The following is a 17,880-nucleotide window of genomic DNA, read 5'->3' as shown; positions in this document are numbered from 1 at the left end:
ATTCCGGCTCCTCGGGGTGACGGTCAATAGCGCTGTAGAGAAACGACTTTCGTCAGCGCACGAACACTGGTTCGGTCTGGCGCAGCGCGCCCGTCACAGGTACGGTCACAAGCGAACTGCCATTCTGGTGATTGGTTTGTTTCGACGCGCCGTCGGTGGGATTCGGAGCTCCAACTCCCCCACCGGCGGCGATGTTCGTAGCGGTGGCCATCATTGAGAGCCGCCTGCGAACTGCTCGTTCTCCCACGCCATGCAATCGCTGAGCTTGTAGCGAGCATGCCGTCCGATGCGCGCAAAGCGTGGCCCTCGCCCCCGGCTCGCCCACTGCGCAAGCGTCTTCGCCGGCACCTTCAACCGATCGGCAACTTCCTGCCTGGTCATCCAACGATCGTCACTCGTCTGCATTTCAATCCCTCCAGTGAGACTATTTGCGAACTGTCCCGACAAGAAGTAGCACGTTGAGAATCAGGTATCAAGACTCCCTGTCGGGACTGTTCGCAATGTGTCAAGATGACTGACATGCCGAGCTTCACAACGACGAATGGCCCTCTGCCCGAGAACTCCGGATGGTCGCTGTATGGCGGCCGCCTCTTCGCTCAGGTACCTGCGCGAGTCACCGCTACCGCGGCCGACGACGACATCGAGCCGATCGAGCACCACGTCGAGCTGGAAATCGATGTAGTCGAGGGACGCCTGGCGTGCACCGAACTACGCGCGGCAAGAACCGAAGGCGGTCCGCCGATCACCTCGGACCACCTGCGCCGGATCCCAGTGGGCAGCTGGGTCGAACTGGCTGCAGAGAAACTCAACGTCGTGCAGGCGATCGAGCCGACTCCGGATGGCGAGTCGTTCCGGGCAATCGATTTTGCTTGGCCTTCAACAGAGTTCGTCGACGATGGCCCCACCGAAGAGGCACTCGAGTCGATTTCGCAGATCTTCGCGTTCTGCATGGCTACCGGACAGAAGCCGATCGCCGTCCTTGCCCGCGAGTACGGACTCACCAAGCAGACGGCTTCCCGGTGGATCGCGACGGCCAAGCGACGCGGGATCCTCGTCGAGGAACATCGGAAGGTCGACGGCGATGCCGCGGGGTAGACCCCCGCTGCGCATCGGGCAGCACGGGAAAATCACGCGCAAGGATCTCGGAAAGGGAGTATGGCTCGCTCGGTGCAGGTTCCGTGACGACGACGGCGTGGTGCGCATCGTCGAGCGCCGGACGCCGCCCGGTCGACGCGACCAATACGGCAAGCTCGCCGAAGACGAACTGCTCGAACACCTCGACTCTCGGCGCACGCCCAGCGAGGACGAGGTGACGAGCTCAACGACGATCGCGGCGCTGGTTCGGACCTATCTTGCACGTCTCGAGGAAGAGGGACGAGCAGCCGCGACCATCGACACATACAAGTTCGCGGCAGGGAAGCTCGAGGGCAAGCTCGGAGGTGTCCGGGTAGGCGAAGCCACGGCCCGACGCGTCGACACCGCGATACGGGCGATGAGCAAGACGCACGGGCCGACCATGGCCCGCCAAGCCAAGACGATCCTCCGTGGCGCACTCGGACTTGCGGTCCTCGCGGGTGCCCTCGACAGCAATCCGGTCCGAGACGTCTCCCCGATCAAATCCAAGACACCACCGGCCGGTGCTCGCGCCCTCACCGCCGACGAGCTACGCGCACTGCTGATCGCATTGGACGACTCCGAGTATTGCAAGGCGAATGATCTCGTCGACCCGATCACACTGCTCATCGCAACCGGTCTCCGTCGTTCGGAGCTGCTCGCTCTCCGCTGGGCCGATGTCGACGACGAGGCCGGGACTGTCACGGTGAGCGGCAAGGTCGTGCGCGCCAAAGGCGCCGGCCTGAAACGCGTGGAGGAAGCAAAGACTGCTGCCGGGCTGCGAACCATCCCGCTGCCACTTTTCGCACTGGAGGTACTCAAGCGACGTGCGGATCAGCCACAGCACGGAGACCTGGGAGTGATCTTCCCGTCGACCGCCGGCACGCTGCGCGACCCGAACAACTTCGGTAAGCAGTGGCGCAAGGTCCGCGACGACCTCGGAGTCAAGGACACGACAACCCACAGCTTCCGGAAGTCCGTTGCGACCCTGATCGACGAGGAAGGCCTGTCGCCTCGCGTCGGAGCCGATCATCTCGGGCACCGGCATGTCTCCATGACCATGGATCGCTACATGTCTCGCCGCAGAACACACTCGGCGGTGGCCCAGTTGCTGGACCGTGTTGTGGCCGAAAAGAATGAATAAACGATGGATCGGTCCACCGACGTGGACCGAAACACCCTCTGACGTGGGGCGGGCGGGGCTCGAACCCGCGACCAATGGATTATGAGTCCACGGCTCTAACCGACTGAGCTACCGCCCCTCCACAGCGACACATCGCTGCAGAACGCTCTCCGTTCCGGATAGCGCGTACGCATGGTACCCGGCAGCCGACGCGTTCCTACGCACCGGGTCGCGACCGGTTCGGACCTTCCTCCGCTTGCTCGGGTTCCCTCAGGTTGTCGACGCGAGGAAACCCCAGTACGCGGAGGAAGATTTTCAAACCAGCCATGCTGTCGGATACGTCACACCCGATGGGCGCCGAAACGAAAGAATCCTCCCACCCCGCATGGGGTGGGAGGATTCTGTGCGCTCCCCCGGCTGGACTCGAACCAGCAACCCTTCGATTAACAGTCGAATGCTCTGCCAATTGAGCTACAGGGGATTGACCTGCTGTGCTCCGCGTTTTCCCTCGGTGCGTGAAAAACCATAGCGCCCCTTCCACCGCAGAACCAAATCGCCTGCATGTGGGCATGCGGAGCGTCATCGGGCAGGATAGGGAGGACGCGCACACTGGGTGGAAGGACGACACATTGATGGGATTGTTGGTCGGGGTTGCCGCGGGGTACGTGCTCGGCACCCGGGCAGGCCGAGCCCGATACGAACAGATCAGCAAGACCGCGAAGGCGGTGGCCGCCAGCCCGGTCACCAAGAAGGCCATCGAGGTGGGACGCCAGAAGCTCTCGGATTCTCTGAGCCCACAGCCGAAGCTCGAACCGATGAAGCCGATCGACGAGACGACCACGATCATGATCCCGCGGGATCAGCTCAAGAAATAGCGTCAGCCGGCCAGGCCGTCGCCGCCCGCATCGCCGATGGCCTGGTCGAGCAAGCTGCGACGATACTGCTCCAATGCGACGAGGTCGCCGAGCAGCGCGTGGAATTCGTCGGACTCCGTGGCAGGCGAGATGCGTTGCAGCTTCGATTTGAGCTCCGCCACCTGCTCACCCACCCACACTTCCTGCAGGCGCGCCAGCACTCCCCCGATGTAGCGGGGCAAGCGATCCTCTTCGGCGGGGATCGGCTCGACTGCGAGTTCCGTCACCAATGAGTGCACGACCGGGTCGGTCGCTGCACGGCCGACGGCGTCGACCCATTCCGCGCCTCCCATTCCCGAACCGACACCACCGACGTGAGCGATCGCCTCACGCACGGCTGAGTAGGCGGGGTCGGTGAACGTCTCTGCGGGCAGCGAATCGAACACCGTGCCCGCGACACCCGGATACTGCAGGGCAGCCTTGAGCCCGTCGCGTTGCGGCCACAGCGCAGGATCTCCCGGCCGTGGGCGGCGTATCGCCGACTGCTGCGACGAGGTCCTCTTGTCGACAGCAGCGGGCCGACGTGCGGGCGTTGATGCCCGACCGCCCCCACGACGCGCTTCGTCCTGCACCCGGCGACGAACCATGGGGATGTCGTCCCAGCCCACCCAGTGCGCCAGCTGCACCGCGTAGTTGTCGCGCAGTGACCGGTCCTTGATCTGCGCGACGACAGGCACACAGCGACGGAGCGCTTCGACGCGTCCCTCCGCGGTATCGAGGTCGTGCTCGAGCAGGATCGACTTGACGACGAACTCGAACATCGGGGTGCGCCGCGCGACGAGATCACGGACGGCCGTGTCGCCGGACGCCTGCCGGAGTTCGCACGGATCCATTCCCTCCGGGGCGATCGCGACATACGTCTTCGCTGCGGTCTTCTGGTCGCCCTCGAACGCCTTCATCGCCGCGGCCTGACCTGCGGCGTCACCGTCGAACGTGTAGATGACCTCGCCGCGGAAGTAACTGTCGTCCATGAGCAGACGACGCAGCATCGCGAGGTGCTCGTCGCCGAACGCGGTACCACACGAGGCGACGGCGGTTTTCACTCCCGCGAGGTGCATGGCCATGACGTCGGTATAGCCCTCGACGATCACCGCCTGATGCGACTTTGCGATCTCCCGCTTCGCGAGGTCGAGGCCGAACAACACCTGAGATTTCTTGTACAACACCGTTTCCGGCGTGTTCATGTACTTGGCGGTGATGGTGTCGTCATCGTATAGCCGACGGGCGCCGAAGCCGATGACATCGCCTGCGAGGTTACGGATGGGCCAGAGCAGCCGACGGTGGAACCGATCCATCGGACCGCGACGCCCCTGCCGCGACAATCCCGCGGCCTCGAGTTCCGCGAACTCGAATCCGCGACCGAGAAGATGCTTGGTGAGCTGATCCCAGCCCGCAGGTGCATAGCCGCACCCGAACATCTCGGCGGCGGCCTGGTCGAAGTTGCGCTCGGTGAGGTAGTCGCGCGCTGTCTGTGCATCCGGGCTGCGGAGCTGCTCGGCATAGAACTGCTGCGCGGCGGCGTTCGCGGCAACGAGGCGCGCGCGGGTACCGCGATCACGCTGCACGGAGGGTCCTCCACCCTCATAGCTGAGGGTGTAGCCGACACGTTCGGCGAGCTGCTCGACGGCTTCCACGAAAGTGACATGCTCGATCTTCTGGATGAACGAGTAGACGTCGCCGCCTTCACCACACCCGAAGCAGTGGAAATGCCCGTGGTTGGGGCGGACGTGGAACGACGGCGATTTCTCGTCGTGGAAGGGGCACAGCCCCTTCATCGAGTCGGCGCCGCCGCGCTTGAGAGCGACATAGTCGCCCACGATGTCTTCGATCCGAACGCGGTCGCGAATGGCCGCGATGTCTCTGTCTGAAATTCTGCCGGCCACGCCGACGAGTCTAGGCCGTGTTCCCGACCCGGCCGGCGGCGGTGGTTGCTAGCCCCAGCTGGCCTGTGCGGCGAGGCTGTCGCGGTCGATCCGCTCGAGTCGCGATTCGGTGCAGGACGCGATCTGATCGACGATGACCCGCACTTTCGCGGCATCATCGGGCGCAGTCTCCCACTCGGCGACGAAGATCGGGTCGAGTCCCACCGGCGCTGTGCGCAGCAACCACTCGGCCACCCGGTGGATGCGCTCACGCTGGCTTACCTGTCGCGCCCGATGAGCGCTGTCGGACATCACGAACTGCAGCGCCATGGTCTTGAGCAGCGCGACCTCGGACGCCACGATCGGAGGGATCACCAGGTCGGTGTCGTAGCGGGCGGCGGGCGCGTTGCCGGTGACCTCGCGGGTGCCACTGATCGCTGCCGTCGCATAGCGGCCGACGAGTTCGCTGGTGAGCCGTTTGAGCGCGACCGAGCTGGTGAGTGTTCCGTCATAGGTTCCCACTCCGACCACGACGGGCAGGGTGGACAGGCGTTGCGCGGCCTCCACCAACTCGGCCGGGTCCAATCCGGCGAACTCCCTCATGCCCACCACGATGAGGCCCGCCACCGAGTCGGCGTCGCCGAGGACCCGCAGGTCGATGCGACCGTCGATCACGCCGTCCTCTACGTCGTGCACCGAATAGGCGACGTCGTCGGACCAGTCCATGATCTGAGCCTCGAGGCACCGGCGGCGTTCGGGCGCACCGTCGCGGATCCAGTCCAGTTCGTCGGCGTCGTCGTCGTATGCGCCGAACTTCGCGCCCGGAGAGGGACGGATCCACGGATACTTGAGGGTCGCGTCCAACGAGGTGCGGGTGAGATTCAATCCTGCGCTGGTGCCGTCCGCGTGGAGGATCTTCGGTTCGAGTGCGGTCAGGATCCGCAGGTTCTGGGCATTGCCCTCGAAGCCCCCGCACGGCGCCGCGACCTCGTCGAGCGCGCGTTCACCGTTGTGCCCGTAGGGCGGGTGGCCGATGTCGTGGGCGAGCCCCGCCAGATCGACGACGTCGGGGTCGGCCCCGAGCCCTTCGGCGATGCTGCGACCGATCTGGCCCACTTCCATCGAGTGGGTCAGGCGGGTGCGTGGGGTGTCACCGTCGCGGGGACCCACCACCTGTGTCTTGTCCGCGAGGCGGCGCAGCGCAGCGCAGTGCTGGACGCGAGCGCGGTCGCGCGCGAATGCGGTGCGGTCGGCTGCAGCCGCTTCCGCCCCGGCAAGCCCCGATCGCTTCGGCGCTTCCTCCACACGCCGCGCGAGATCGTGTTCGCTGTATCCCGGCATCCCACCGCCCCTTCGTCGATGCGACCCTATTTCAGTCGATGCGACATTTCAGTCGATGCGACCTTGTTTCACTGGTCTGCCGTGTATTCGAAATCTGCCGAGTAGTGCGTGAGCTGGTACCAGATGAGCGCCCCGGTTTCCCGGGCGATGCCGTGGAACTGTGACTCGCGTGTGAACACTGCCGGGCCTTGCCGGGTGGGCGCGGTCCATGCATCGAGGCCCGCGTCGCGTGCCATCGTCCGTGTGCGCAGGCCATGCCACGGATCACTCACCAGGACGGCAGATGACAATCCCATCTCACTCATTTCCTCACTGACCGCCTTGATGCTCAGGAGGGTGTCGGACCCCTCCTCGACTGCCACGATGGCATCCGCAGGCACGCCGGTCTCGATGAGGTAGTTCTTGCCGGAGGCCGCCTCGGTGAACAGGTCGCCCTCCTGCTTGCCGCCCACCGTGACGATGGTGTCGGACACACCGTTCTCGTAGAGCATGCGCGCCTGTTCGAGGCGCGCCGCGAACACCGGTGAAGGGGTCCCCGAGTATTGCGCGGCACCGAGGACGACGATGGCATCGGCGGTCGTCCAGTCGTCGATGCGCGCGACCTGCCACACCCGCACTGCCGTACCGCCGACCACCAGGACCGCGGCGAGGAGCAACCCGGCGATCAGACGACGGCACCACCGACCGAGGCGGGACCCGAAACTGCGCTGGTCTTCGTCGACGCTCCTGGCCATATCGGGGCGGCGGCGGGCTGCGGTACTCACTCCCCGATTCTGCCAGTGCGCCACCGGACGGCCACGCGGACACGCGCCACGGTGCCACCCGGACACACGAAACCGATAGATTCGTCCCATGGCTCCCCCTTCGGCAGCGGAACGGCATCCCTCGACAACCGCACTCCCCCTCGTCCCCGCCCTGCTCGCGGTCGCAGCCTGGTTGATGGCTCCGGCACTGGCCTCCGCCGAGCCGCCCTCGCGGCTTCCGCAACCGATCACCGACACAGCCGGTGTGCTGACCGACGATGACACCGACCGCATACAGGCCGCGGCGAACACGTTGTACGACGAGCATCGGGTGCAGCTGTGGGTCACGTACGTATCGACCTTCGACGGTCAGCCGTATGACAGCTGGGCCGAGGCCACCGCACGGGCAAGCAACTTCGGGCCGGACACCGCGTTGCTCGCGGTTGCGACCGAGGATCGCGAATTCGCGTTGTGGACTCCCGACGGATCCGAGGTCAGCGCATCGGAACGCGACCGCATCAGCTCGAACGACATTGTGCCCGAATTGCGCGAACCCACCGACTGGGCGGGAGCCGCGGTCGCCGCTGCCGAGGGTCTCGACAATGCGCTGACGCCGTCGAGCGCACCCGTGACGACGCTGCTGGTCGGTGGTGGGGTCATCGCCGCAGGTGCGGGCGGGGTGTACCTGTACTCCCGCCGGTCGAAGAGCAAGCGCGCGGAGGCCGGTGCCGCGCAGGCCGCCCAGATCGATCCGAACGACGTCGACAGCCTGCGTTCGCTGCCGCTCGAGGGGCTCGAACTGTACGCACAGGAAGTGCTCGTGGAGACCGACAACGCGGTCCGATCGAGTTCTGAGGCACTCGAACTGGCACGCGGTGAGTTCGGGCAGTCCGCGGTGCAACCGTTCGACCGGGCCTTCGAGCAAGCCCGAGCAGCGCTCGCGTCCGCGTTCGAGATCAGGCAGCGTCTCGACGACGACATCCCGGAGACCCCGCAGCAACAGCGGGACATGCTCGTCCAGTTGATCTCGTCGTGCGGTAAGGCAAACAACGATCTCGACGAGCAGGTCGAGGCATTCGACAACATGCGCAACCTGCTGCTCGACGCCCCGAAACGCCTCGACGCGCTCACTCAACGTGCAATCGGGCTACGGGCACGGCTCCCCGAGTCCGAGGCGATCCTCACGCAGCTGCGCGGCGAGTTCCCGGCCGGCGCGCTCACCCCCGTCGCCGAGAACGTCGAGCTCGCACAGGAGGAAATCTCCTTCGCAGAGAAGGCGATCGACGAGGGCAGGACCGCGGTCGCGCGACCCGCCGGCGAGCAGGGCGACGCGGTGCGCGCCATCCGTGAGGCCGAGGGCGGTCTGGGCCATGCGACCACGCTGCTCGACTCCCTCGACCATGCCGCCGAGGACATCCGACGAGCCATCGCGACCCTTCCCGCAGCGATGGAGGATGCGGCGCAGGGCATCGCGGACGCCGCGAAGCTTGCATCGGCGGGCGGGCCGGAACTCGACGATGCGCGTACGGCGGCGCAGGAGGCGCTCGATCATGCGCGGGCCGAGCAGCACAACGACCCGCTGGGCAGTTTCACACGCGTGGTGGAAACGGATGCGCGGCTCGACGCGTTGCGCGCGCAGACCCGCGAAGCGCAGGAAGCCGCGGAACAGGCCCGCCGACGCCTCGAGCAGGATCTTGCAGCGGCACAAGCGCAGGTCACCGCCGCATCGGATTTCATCGGCACGAGGCGCGGTGTGGTCGGAGCGCAGGCCCGCACCCGCTTGTCGGAGGCCGAGCGTCACCTACAGGCGGCGCAGCATTTGGCGCAATCGGATTCCGCCGCCGCCATGCAGCACGCCCAGGCCGCCGCGAGCCTGGCCGCGAAGGCGTTGCGCTCGGCCCAGAACGACGTGCAGAAGTGGGACCGTCAGCAGCGCCCGCCGGGTGGCGGCTCGTCGGGCGGCAACATGACCGGCGCGATCCTCGGCGGCATCCTCATCAACAGCGTCCTGAACAGTGGCCGCGGTGGTGGTGGCTTCGGCGGCGGTTTCGGGGGTGGTGGCTTCGGCGGCGGTGGGGGCGGTGGCTTCGGCGGGTCGAGCGGTGGCCGCTTCTGACCGACCCGCTCGACTACTGTGAATGCGCCGCGCTCACCGCGTGTCGAACATCGCGATCAGGGAGGTTGATGAATATGGTCCGCCGGATGCGTCATCGACATGCCTTCTTCCGGGTCGTGTGAGCTCACTGGGCGGCCCGGTCATCTGAATCGACCAGGAGTGTCGCATGACGATGGCTACAGACTGATCGTCGAGCGTGAGAGCGGGCTGGTCGTGGGTTCCATCAGTCCGCTGTAGCCACCGAGCGAAGGCGTCGTCGAATCGGGTACGGCGTCGTAGCCTCACGTCGAGGGCTCGGCTACACCTCAGAGGCAACCCGCGCCATGGTGGCGCTGGCCTCTGGCCACGCCGCTGGTCCACAGCGTCTCGGCCGTGGTAGAGCTCTCGAATCCGGCCTCAGCACGTGTGCTGGAGAAGGCCGGGATGCTTCGCTGTGGTGAAGACTCAGCGGTGGCCCGGTACACCCACGGCGCCGAGCCCGCCCTGTAAGGGCGAGAGTAGATCGGCAGCGATGTCCCGGGTCGGTGCCGGTCCCCGTTACCCAGCCCGATCACCGGCGTGCACAGCTTCTGATAAGTACGCGATCCGACGCTCAGGAGAATACCGCTCTCCCTTTCCTCCAATCACCTTTCTTGATGTGAAGAACCCTGATATCTTGCCGTCAATCGCCGCTTCACGGTGATGCGCGCCACACTCTCAGACGAGGAGCTTCTGGTCGTGACTCAGACCGATTCCGGCAGGAACCGCATCCACTTCGATCGACACGCACCCGAGTACCGAGAACAGTTCGAAACCATCACCAAGGACATGCACGCAGGCTGCCCCATGGCGTGGACCGAAACCCACGGCGGACATTGGGTCGCGGCCGGGGCCGACGAGGTATTCCATCTCGCCCGGTCCGGAGACATCTCCAACGACAACGACGTCCAGGGTGTCCGCCGCGGATACAAGGGCATCACGATTCCCACCGGGGAACTACCGAACGGTGCACGCGGCGGGATGCTCGAGATGGACCCGCCGGAGCATCGCTACTACCGCCAGACCCTGAACCCGTACCTCTCACCGGCAGCCGTCAAGCGATGGATTCCCGTCATCGACGAGGTGGTCCGCGCCTGCCTCGACGAGAAGATCACCACCGGGCGGATCGACTTCGTCGACGATCTCGCCAATATCGTGCCGGCGGTGCTCACCCTCGGGATGCTCGGCATCCCGCTCGCCAAGTGGGCGATCTACAACGAGCCGGTGCACGCGTCGGTGTATACGCCGCCCGACTCTCCCGACCGTGGCCGCGTCGCCGACCTTCAACGCGCGATGGGCGCCGACCTCTACGCCGCCGTCGCGCAAGCCCGCGTCGATCCGCGCCCCGGTCTGGTGAACGCGGTGGTGCATGCCAACATCGACGGCGAGCACCCACCCGACGTGGAAGTTCTCGGCATGCTGTCGCTGTTGATCGGTGGCGGATTCGACACGACGACTGCGCTCACCGCGCACTCACTCGAATGGCTGTCCCACAACCCGGACCAGCGAGAACTGCTCAGCCGCGACCGCGACACGCTACTCGACTCCGCAACAGAGGAGTTCCTGCGGTTCTTCACACCTGCACCGGGAGACGGACGCACCTTTTCGGCAGACTGCGAATACGCCGGAACCCAGTTCCAGGAAGGCGAACGATTGTGGCTCTCGTGGGCCATGGCCAATCGCGATCCGTCACTGTTCGACGATCCTCACAGCATCGATCTCGAGAGAAAGGGTAACCGCCACTTCAGTTTCGGACTCGGGATCCACCGCTGCATCGGATCCAACGTCGCGCGAACAGTGTTCAAGCGGATGCTCGTCGCGGTGCTGGACCGGATGCCCGACTTCCACTGCGACCCCAGCGAGGCCGTGCACTACGAGACCATCGGCATCATCCAGGGAATGCGGAATCTTCCCGCGACCTTCACCCCCGGCCCTCGCCTGGGCGCCGGTCTCGACGAGACGCTCGCCCGTCTGCAGAAGGAGTGCGACGCGCAGGGGCTCGCCGAGCCGATCACGGCGCAAACCGACAGATCACAGTAGCCGCACGAAAAGGCAGGCACACCGTGTCGACGCGGTGTGCCTGCCTTCTGCCGTTGTGCCTGTCATCACCAGACGCGGGTTCCGGCGATCAGCACCCGATCAGGCGCTGCGCGAGGTAACCCTCGACCTGATCCAGGCTCACGCGCTCCTGCGCCATCGTGTCGCGCTCGCGGACGGTGACGGCCTGATCCTCGAGGGTGTCGAAGTCGACGGTGATGCAGAACGGCGTCCCGATCTCGTCCTGGCGACGGTAGCGACGGCCGATCGCGCCCGCGTCGTCGAACTCGATGTTCCAGTTCTGGCGAAGCTGGGCGGCGAGATCCTTGGCCTTCGGGCTGAGATCCGCGTTGCGCGAGAGCGGCAGCACCGCAGCCTTGACCGGCGCGAGCCGACGGTCGAGGCGCAGCACGGTTCGCTTGTCGACGCCGCCCTTGGCGTTGGGCGCCTCGTCCTCGCTGTACGCGTCGACGAGAAACGCCATCAGCGAGCGGGTGAGGCCTGCCGCGGGTTCGATCACGTACGGCGTGTAGCGCTCGTTGGTGGTCTGGTCGAAGAAGCTCAGGTCGGCGCCCGAGTGCTGCGCGTGGGTCGACAGATCGAAGTCGGTGCGGTTGGCGACCCCCTCGAGCTCACCCCATTCGCTGCCCTGGAAGTGGAAGCGATACTCGATGTCGACAGTGCGCTTCGAATAGTGCGAAAGCTTGTCCTGGGGGTGCTCGAACAGGCGCAGGTTGTCCTTGTTGATACCGAGACCGGTGTACCAATCCATGCGGTAGTCGATCCAGTATTGGTGCCACTCCTCGTCTTCACCCGGCTTGACGAAGAACTCCATCTCCATCTGCTCGAACTCGCGGGTGCGGAAGATGAAGTTGCCCGGCGTGATCTCGTTGCGGAAGCTCTTGCCGATCTGGCCGATGCCGAACGGCGGCTTCTTGCGCGACGTGGTGAGCACGTTGGCGAAGTTCACGAAGATTCCCTGGGCGGTCTCGGGGCGCAGGTAGTGCAGGCCCTCTTCGCTTTCGATCGGACCGAGGTAGGTCTTGAGCATCATGTTGAAGTCGCGAGGCTCGGTCCACTGGCCCTTGGTGCCGCAATCCGGACACGCGATCTCGGTCATCGTAACCGTGTCCGGATCGTCGAGCTTGTGCTTCTCGGCGTACGCCTCCTGCAGGTGATCTTGCCGGTGACGCTTGTGACAGCTCAGGCACTCGACGAGCGGGTCGTTGAACACACCGACGTGACCGGAGGCGACCCACACCTGACGGGGCAGGATCACCGACGAGTCGAGGCCCACGACATCGTCGCGACTGGTGACCATGTTGCGCCACCACTGCTTCTTGATGTTGTCCTTGAGTTCCACGCCGAGCGGCCCGTAGTCCCAGGCCGACTTGGTGCCGCCGTAGATCTCACCGCAGGGGTAGACCAGCCCGCGGCGCTTGGCGAGGTTGGCGACGGTATCGATCTTGGATTTGGGTGCCACTCGGATTCTCTCCATCTCGGATGCGGGTTCGCAGCATGCGTCGATCACCAAGACTATCGCTCCGGTGCAGGACACCGAACACGCGGCGGTTGACATGCACATCTATGCATATCAAAATGAGATCGGTTTGCATTAACGCGCGGTTCCCCCTCCGAAGGAGCACTCTTGAGTCTCGACACCGGTCATCGCGACTGCACGGTGGACGCTCGCACTCCCGGATCGCAGGAACCCGCCGGGATCAGGCAGCCGATCCCCCACGACACGCTGGTCACAGCAGGCGAACTCCTGCGCGCGCTGTCCGCGCCGATCAGGATCGCGATCGTCCTCCAACTGCGGGAATCCTCCCGCTGCGTGCACGAGCTCGTCGGAGCGCTCGGCGCTACTCAACCGCTGATCAGCCAGCACCTGCGTGTCCTGAAGACCGCCGGCGTCGTCCGCGGCGACAGGTCCGGACGTGAAGTCCTGTACCGGCTCGCGGATGATCATCTCGCGCACATCGTCGTCGACGCTGTTGCCCATGCCCAAGAACCCACCGCCCAGGAAACCATCCTGGGAACACCTGAACAGGAAGGTTGACCTCCGCCTTGACCTCCGCCCGCAAGCCCCTCGTCGGGGTTCGCTCGACCAAGCAACGCAGCGCCATCGTCGCTCTGCTCGATGACACGGAAGAGTTCCGGACGGCCCAGGACCTCCACGACGAACTCCGCAAGCGCGGCGACGGAATCGGCCTGACCACCGTGTACCGCACGCTGCAGTCGCTCGCCGAAGTGGGCAGCGTCGATGTACTCCGAACCGATTCCGGGGAGTCGATGTTCCGGCGATGCTCCTCCGGGCACCACCACCATCTCGTGTGCCGCCGCTGCGGATTCACCGTCGAGGTGGACGGACCCGAAGTCGAGCGCTGGGCACACGAGATGGCCGACGCGAACGGATTCGTCGACGTCAGCCACACCATCGAGATCTTCGGCACATGCAGGGATTGTGCACTCGCCGAGGACTGACCGGTTACTTCGCCTCGCCGGCAGAACCTGTCGAGGCGCCGACCACCTCGCGAGCGCTCGCGGCACCGTCGAGCACCAACAGGAGCATCGTCGTCAGCGCGGTGTCTTCGAGACCGCTGATGGGGAACGAGTAACGCAGGACGACGTCTGCCTCCGCGTCGCGTTCGATCAGATGCACCGACCCGAACTGCACGGCATCGGCGGCCGTCGCAACCCGGTCGCGCACGTCGTCGCCGAGCGGGAGGTCCCAGCCGAGGATCCCCGTGAGCGACACGACGTCGAGCCCCTCGGTGAGGGTGACCACCTGCGCCGCGAACGGGACGGCACCGTAATCGAAGCCGAGGGCGCCGTCGCCGTTCACCTGGGAGGTCCGCAGATCGACGAACGGAGCGAGCAGGCCCGCTATCCGCTCCACGAATGCCGTCATTTCACACCTCCGAACCGGCGGTCGCGGGAGGCGTATTCGACGCAGGCTGCCCAGAGGTCACGTCGGTCGAAGTCGGGAAAGTTCTTGTCCTGGAATACCATTTCGGCGTAAGCGGATTGCCACAGCAGGAAGTTCGACGTCCGCTGCTCGCCTGACGGCCGGAGGAACAGATCGACGTCGGGCATGTCGGGCTCGTCGAGATAGCGGGCCACCGTGGCCTCCGTGACCTTCTCGGGATCCAACTCGCCGGCCGCGACGCGACGCGCGATCTCGCGGGCCGCATCGGCGATCTCGGCACGGCCACCGTAGTTGACGCACATCACGAGGGTCATCACGTCGTTGTCCTTGGTGAGCTCCTCGGCGATCTCGAGCTCCTTGATCACGCTGCGCCACAGACGCGGGCGGCGCCCGGCCCACCTGACGCGCACACCCATCTCGTGCATCTCGTCGCGGCGGCGGCGGATCACGTCACGGTTGAAGCCCATGAGGAACCGGACCTCATCGGGGCTGCGCTTCCAGTTCTCGGTGGAGAACGCGTAGGCGGAAAGCCACTTGACGCCCACCTCGATGCTGCCGCACACGGCGTCCATCAGAACGGCTTCACCGCGTTCGTGACCGGCAGTGCGAGGCAGCCCACGCTCCTGCGCCCAGCGACCGTTTCCGTCCATGACCAGCGCGACGTGCTGCGGAATCAGCTCGGGCTGAATGATCGGGGCACGCGCACCCGACGGATGGGGGTCGGGTGGTCGGATGGTGCGGTCAGCCGGTCGGTGCGGTTCGCGTCGTCGAATCACGATCTCCATCCTGCCTGACGCCGGATCCCGAGCTTCCGGCCCCGTGCGGACTACCGCGTTCGATGAGCGGCAGCGTCCGCAGCTGACGCTCGAGGTGCCATTGCAGATGCGCTGCGATCAGGCCGCTCGTCTGGCTGCGCACCGAGGCCGACGCAGTTTCGCTGGCCTCCCAGCGGCCCCGATTGAGCGCATCCATCAAGTCGAGAACCCCCGGCGCGGGAGTTGCAGCCCCAGGCGGCCGGCACTCCACGCAGACCGCGCCGCCCGCCCCGACATGGAACGCCGTGTGCGGGCCCGGTCGGTCGCAGCGGGCGCAGTGCGTGATCGCCGGCGCCCACCCCGCGTAAAGCATGGCGCGCAGCAGGTAGGCGTCGAAGACCAGTTCGGGAGGACGCGTCCGGTCGCACACTGCACGCAGTGCTCCGACGGTCAGCGCGTGGAGCCGGGGAACAGGCGCGCGCTCTTCGCCCGCGAGGCGTTCGGCCGTCTCGAGGATCGCGCACGCGGTGGTGTAGCGCCCGTAGTCGTCGACGATGCCGATTGCGAATGCGTCGAGGGTCTGGACCTGAGTGACGACGTCGAGGTTGCGTCCGGGGTGTAGCTGCACGTCGATATGGGCGAAGGGTTCGAGGCGCGCTCCGAACTTCGAGCGGGTGCGGCGGACCCCCTTCGCGACTGCTCTGACCAGCCCGTGGCGGCGGGTGAGCAGGGTGACGATGCGGTCGGCCTCGCCCAGCTTGTGCTGGCGCAGCACCACCGCGTTGTCCCTGTACAACCTCACGCATCCGAGTGTGTCATGCCGGCACGACAGCACCCGCTGTGTGGGCGGGCCCGCCTTCGGAAACCTCGACGTCAGACACTGGAACACGTTATTGTTCGTTCGAACGAACAACCTTGGGGGATGCATGACGACGCACGACGTACCCGCCCGGCCCACCGGACTGACCGACACGGCTGCAGCACTCGACACGGGCACCACCACCTCGGTCGAGCTCGTTCGCGACGCACTCGCCCGGATCGATGCGAGCCGATCCACGCTCAACGCCTTCCGCGTCGTGCGGCGGGAAGCGGCGCTGGCCGAGGCGGCCGAGGCCGATCGTCGCCGCGCCAGGGGCGAACATGCTCCTCTGCTCGGCGTCCCGATCGCGATCAAGGACGACACCGACATCGTCGGTGAGACCACGGCCTTCGGCTGCCCCGGCGACTTCCCGACTCGGCAACACGACGCCGAGGTCGTCCGCCGACTGCGCGACGCCGGCGCAGTGATCGTCGGCAAGACCCACTCGTCCGAGGTCGGTCAGTGGCCACTGACGGGGAACCCGACCTACGGGCACACACGGAACCCCTGGTCGCGCGAGCACACACCGGGCGGGTCGTCCGGAGGAAGCGCTGCGGCGGTCGCGGCCGGACTGGTCCCCGCAGCGCTCGGGTCCGACGGCGCCGGTTCGGTTCGAATCCCGGCCGCCTGGACCAATCTGGTGGGAATAAAGCCGCAACGCGGTCGGATCTCGATGTGGCCCCACCCCGAGGCGTTCCACGGTCTGACCACCCACGGCCCGCTCGCCCGCACCGTCGCCGATGCCGCGCTCCTCCTCGACACAGTGAGCGGCAACCGACCCGGCGACCTCCATCGCCGCGACCCGATCAGGGTGTCCGACGCAGTGGGACGTGACCCCGGACGACTGCGAATCGCGTTGTCCCTGAAGCTTCCGTTCACCGCCACACCGAGGCGGCTCGATCCCCGGGTACGCACCCGCATCGCCGCACTCTCCACCACGCTCCGCGATCTCGGACACGAGGTGATCCTCGCCGACCCTGATTACGGAATCACGTTCGGTCTGGATTTCCTCCCGCGGTCGATGGCCGGTATCCACGACTGGGCGAGCACGCTGCCCGACCCGTCACTCGTCGATCCCCGCACCCGCGCCAATGCTCATACCGGGAAACTTCTGCACGGACTTCCGCTTCGCGCCGCGAGAGCCGCCGAACCCCGGCTCCGTCGCCGCGTCGGCCGGATCTTCGACCGCTTCGACGTCGTACTGACCCCCACCACCGCCACGCCGCCCCTACCGGTCGACGCGATCGACGGTCTCGGCGGGTGGGCCACCGACAAGGTGATCACCGCCGCGTGCCCGTACGCGTGGCCGTGGAACGTACTGGGGTGGCCCGGCGTGAATGTGCCCGCCGGCTTCACCGACGACGGATTACCCGTCGGCGCACAGCTTCTCGGACACGACGACTCCGAGCCGATGCTCGTGTCGCTTGCGGCCCAACTCGAATCGGCACTGCTCTGGCACGAACAGAGCCCCGCCCGGTGGTGGTAGTCGTGGCCACCGATGCCCGGCACCGAATCATCGATGCAACGCTTCATCTCGTCGGGACGCACGGGATCGCCGGAATCACCAATCGGCGCATCGCTTCCCTGGCCGAAGTGTCGCTGGGGTCGATCACCTACCACTTTCCGAGCCAGTCCGATCTTCTGAAGGCCGCGCTCACGACCTTCGTCGAGGAGGAGACCGAACGACTGCGTACGATCGCGGAATCGTATCGATCCCAGTCACTTTCGGTGACAGAAGCCGCAGCTCTCACCGGGCGGATCGCGGAGGATCTGGCGTTCACTGCCGAGCGGATCGCACCGTACGAGCTGTGGATCCAGGCAGGCCGGGATCCGGACCTACGTGCAACCGCGGACGAATGCTGGTGCGCGTACGATGCGCTGACCGTGACGATCCTGCGGGCACTCGATGTCCCCGACGCGGAGACATTCGGGCCGGTCCTGGTCGCGACGATCGCCGGACTACAACTGCGACGCCTGTCGACAGGATCCGGCACGGATCTCGCCGCCGCGACGCTCCTCCTGCTCCGGGGGGCGACCACGCAACCGTGAGGTGCAGCGCGACGCCTGAAT

17 protein-coding genes and 2 tRNA genes are annotated in these 17,880 nt (G+C 66.1%); 9 read left to right on the top strand and 10 right to left on the bottom strand.

Annotated features, from left to right (window positions below; genetic code table 11):
* Positions 1–210: 210 nt before the first annotated feature.
* Entirely contained in the window at positions 211–381 is a 171-nt protein-coding gene (locus Q7514_RS09615; protein WP_330133002.1) for a helix-turn-helix transcriptional regulator, read from the bottom strand.
* 129 nt (positions 382–510) lie between these two features.
* On the opposite strand from Q7514_RS09615, the gene Q7514_RS09610 reads away from it, so the two are divergent.
* Entirely contained in the window at positions 511–1,095 is a 585-nt protein-coding gene (locus Q7514_RS09610; protein WP_330133001.1) for a hypothetical protein, read from the top strand.
* Positions 1,082–2,257, top strand: a complete 1,176-nt coding sequence (locus Q7514_RS09605) for a site-specific integrase (RefSeq protein WP_330133000.1) — start codon at positions 1,082–1,084, stop codon at positions 2,255–2,257. Before Q7514_RS09610 ends, Q7514_RS09605 begins: the two co-directional genes overlap by 14 nt.
* Before the next feature lie 44 nt (positions 2,258–2,301).
* Here Q7514_RS09605 and Q7514_RS09600 read toward each other — a convergent pair.
* Both Q7514_RS09600 and Q7514_RS09595 read right to left on the bottom strand, forming a co-directional pair.
* A tRNA-Ile gene (locus Q7514_RS09600) sits at positions 2,302–2,375 on the bottom strand.
* Positions 2,376–2,644: 269 nt separating this feature from the next.
* Positions 2,645–2,717: transfer RNA gene (locus Q7514_RS09595), tRNA-Asn, on the bottom strand.
* Between the two features lie 148 nt (positions 2,718–2,865).
* Between Q7514_RS09595 and Q7514_RS09590 the strand changes: the two genes are divergently transcribed.
* Complete coding sequence (locus Q7514_RS09590) at positions 2,866–3,111, top strand: hypothetical protein (protein WP_330132998.1); 246 nt, start codon at positions 2,866–2,868, stop codon at positions 3,109–3,111.
* A 2-nt stretch (positions 3,112–3,113) separates the two neighbouring features.
* Here the strand turns inward: Q7514_RS09590 and dnaG are convergent, their stop codons facing one another.
* The 3 genes from dnaG to Q7514_RS09575 all read right to left on the bottom strand — a co-directional run bounded on the left by dnaG (position 3,114) and on the right by Q7514_RS09575 (position 7,087).
* On the bottom strand, positions 3,114–5,033 hold the full coding sequence (gene dnaG / locus Q7514_RS09585) for a DNA primase (protein WP_330132997.1): 1,920 nt from the start codon (positions 5,031–5,033) through the stop codon (positions 3,114–3,116).
* 48 nt (positions 5,034–5,081) lie between these two features.
* Positions 5,082–6,353, bottom strand: coding sequence for a deoxyguanosinetriphosphate triphosphohydrolase (locus tag Q7514_RS09580; protein WP_330132996.1), 1,272 nt, complete (start codon positions 6,351–6,353; stop codon positions 5,082–5,084).
* 68 nt (positions 6,354–6,421) lie between these two features.
* On the bottom strand, positions 6,422–7,087 hold the full coding sequence (locus tag Q7514_RS09575) for a YdcF family protein (protein ID WP_330133104.1): 666 nt from the start codon (positions 7,085–7,087) through the stop codon (positions 6,422–6,424).
* A 118-nt stretch (positions 7,088–7,205) separates the two neighbouring features.
* Between Q7514_RS09575 and Q7514_RS09570 the strand changes: the two genes are divergently transcribed.
* Together Q7514_RS09570 and Q7514_RS09565 are read left to right on the top strand one after the other, a co-directional pair.
* Positions 7,206–9,212 (top strand): TPM domain-containing protein, encoded by a 2,007-nt coding sequence (locus tag Q7514_RS09570; RefSeq protein ID WP_330132995.1) that lies wholly within the window; start codon positions 7,206–7,208, stop codon positions 9,210–9,212.
* Positions 9,213–9,893: 681 nt separating this feature from the next.
* A complete protein-coding gene (locus Q7514_RS09565; RefSeq protein ID WP_330132994.1) occupies positions 9,894–11,270 on the top strand; it encodes a cytochrome P450 in 1,377 nt (458 codons plus the stop codon).
* An 88-nt stretch (positions 11,271–11,358) separates the two neighbouring features.
* Here the strand turns inward: Q7514_RS09565 and Q7514_RS09560 are convergent, their stop codons facing one another.
* The gene (locus Q7514_RS09560) at positions 11,359–12,750 is read right to left on the bottom strand and encodes a glycine--tRNA ligase (protein WP_330132993.1); all 1,392 of its coding nucleotides are present in this window, start codon (positions 12,748–12,750) and stop codon (positions 11,359–11,361) included.
* A 237-nt stretch (positions 12,751–12,987) separates the two neighbouring features.
* On the opposite strand from Q7514_RS09560, the gene Q7514_RS09555 reads away from it, so the two are divergent.
* Positions 12,988–13,326 carry an ArsR/SmtB family transcription factor gene (locus tag Q7514_RS09555; protein WP_330133103.1) on the top strand — a complete coding sequence of 113 codons (339 nt, stop codon included), beginning with the start codon at positions 12,988–12,990 and terminating at the stop codon, positions 13,324–13,326.
* Positions 13,327–13,334: 8 nt separating this feature from the next.
* Positions 13,335–13,751 carry a Fur family transcriptional regulator gene (locus Q7514_RS09550; protein ID WP_330133102.1) on the top strand — a complete coding sequence of 139 codons (417 nt, stop codon included), beginning with the start codon at positions 13,335–13,337 and terminating at the stop codon, positions 13,749–13,751.
* 4 nt (positions 13,752–13,755) lie between these two features.
* Here Q7514_RS09550 and Q7514_RS09545 read toward each other — a convergent pair whose 3' ends face one another.
* Genes Q7514_RS09545 through recO form a run of 3 tightly spaced genes read right to left on the bottom strand, consistent with a single transcriptional unit; the run spans position 13,756 to position 15,753 of the window.
* On the bottom strand, positions 13,756–14,178 hold the full coding sequence (locus tag Q7514_RS09545; RefSeq protein WP_330132992.1) for a hypothetical protein: 423 nt from the start codon (positions 14,176–14,178) through the stop codon (positions 13,756–13,758).
* On the bottom strand, positions 14,175–14,972 hold the full coding sequence (locus Q7514_RS09540; RefSeq protein WP_199233127.1) for an isoprenyl transferase: 798 nt from the start codon (positions 14,970–14,972) through the stop codon (positions 14,175–14,177). The genes Q7514_RS09545 and Q7514_RS09540 overlap by 4 nt, the downstream gene beginning before the upstream one ends.
* Entirely contained in the window at positions 14,938–15,753 is an 816-nt protein-coding gene (recO, locus tag Q7514_RS09535; RefSeq protein WP_330132991.1) for a DNA repair protein RecO, read from the bottom strand. The genes Q7514_RS09540 and recO overlap by 35 nt, the downstream gene beginning before the upstream one ends.
* 124 nt (positions 15,754–15,877) lie before the next feature.
* On the opposite strand from recO, the gene Q7514_RS09530 reads away from it, so the two are divergent.
* Both Q7514_RS09530 and Q7514_RS09525 read left to right on the top strand, forming a co-directional pair.
* Positions 15,878–17,296 carry an amidase gene (locus Q7514_RS09530; protein WP_330132990.1) on the top strand — a complete coding sequence of 473 codons (1,419 nt, stop codon included), beginning with the start codon at positions 15,878–15,880 and terminating at the stop codon, positions 17,294–17,296.
* A gap of 2 nt (positions 17,297–17,298) precedes the next feature.
* On the top strand, positions 17,299–17,859 hold the full coding sequence (locus Q7514_RS09525; protein WP_330132989.1) for a TetR/AcrR family transcriptional regulator: 561 nt from the start codon (positions 17,299–17,301) through the stop codon (positions 17,857–17,859).
* Positions 17,860–17,880: the final 21 nt, after the last annotated feature.

The organism is Rhodococcus artemisiae, assembly GCF_036327795.1.
Taxonomy (GTDB): domain Bacteria; phylum Actinomycetota; class Actinomycetes; order Mycobacteriales; family Mycobacteriaceae; genus Rhodococcus; species Rhodococcus artemisiae.
Note: the sequence above shows the minus strand (reverse complement) of the source record. Positions and strands in the feature narration are given on the sequence as shown.

Coding starts and splice junctions, on each gene's coding strand:
- Q7514_RS09615 (WP_330133002.1), bottom strand. CDS start 381: ATGACCAGGCAGGAAGTTGCCGATCGGTTGAAGGTGCCGGCGAAGACG.
- Q7514_RS09610 (WP_330133001.1), top strand. CDS start 511: ATGACTGACATGCCGAGCTTCACAACGACGAATGGCCCTCTGCCCGAG.
- Q7514_RS09605 (WP_330133000.1), top strand. CDS start 1,082: ATGCCGCGGGGTAGACCCCCGCTGCGCATCGGGCAGCACGGGAAAATC.
- Q7514_RS09580 (WP_330132996.1), bottom strand. CDS start 6,353: ATGCCGGGATACAGCGAACACGATCTCGCGCGGCGTGTGGAGGAAGCG.
- Q7514_RS09575 (WP_330133104.1), bottom strand. CDS start 7,087: ATGGCCAGGAGCGTCGACGAAGACCAGCGCAGTTTCGGGTCCCGCCTC.
- Q7514_RS09570 (WP_330132995.1), top strand. CDS start 7,206: ATGGCTCCCCCTTCGGCAGCGGAACGGCATCCCTCGACAACCGCACTC.
- Q7514_RS09565 (WP_330132994.1), top strand. CDS start 9,894: ATGCGCGCCACACTCTCAGACGAGGAGCTTCTGGTCGTGACTCAGACC.
- Q7514_RS09545 (WP_330132992.1), bottom strand. CDS start 14,178: ATGACGGCATTCGTGGAGCGGATAGCGGGCCTGCTCGCTCCGTTCGTC.
- Q7514_RS09530 (WP_330132990.1), top strand. CDS start 15,878: ATGACGACGCACGACGTACCCGCCCGGCCCACCGGACTGACCGACACG.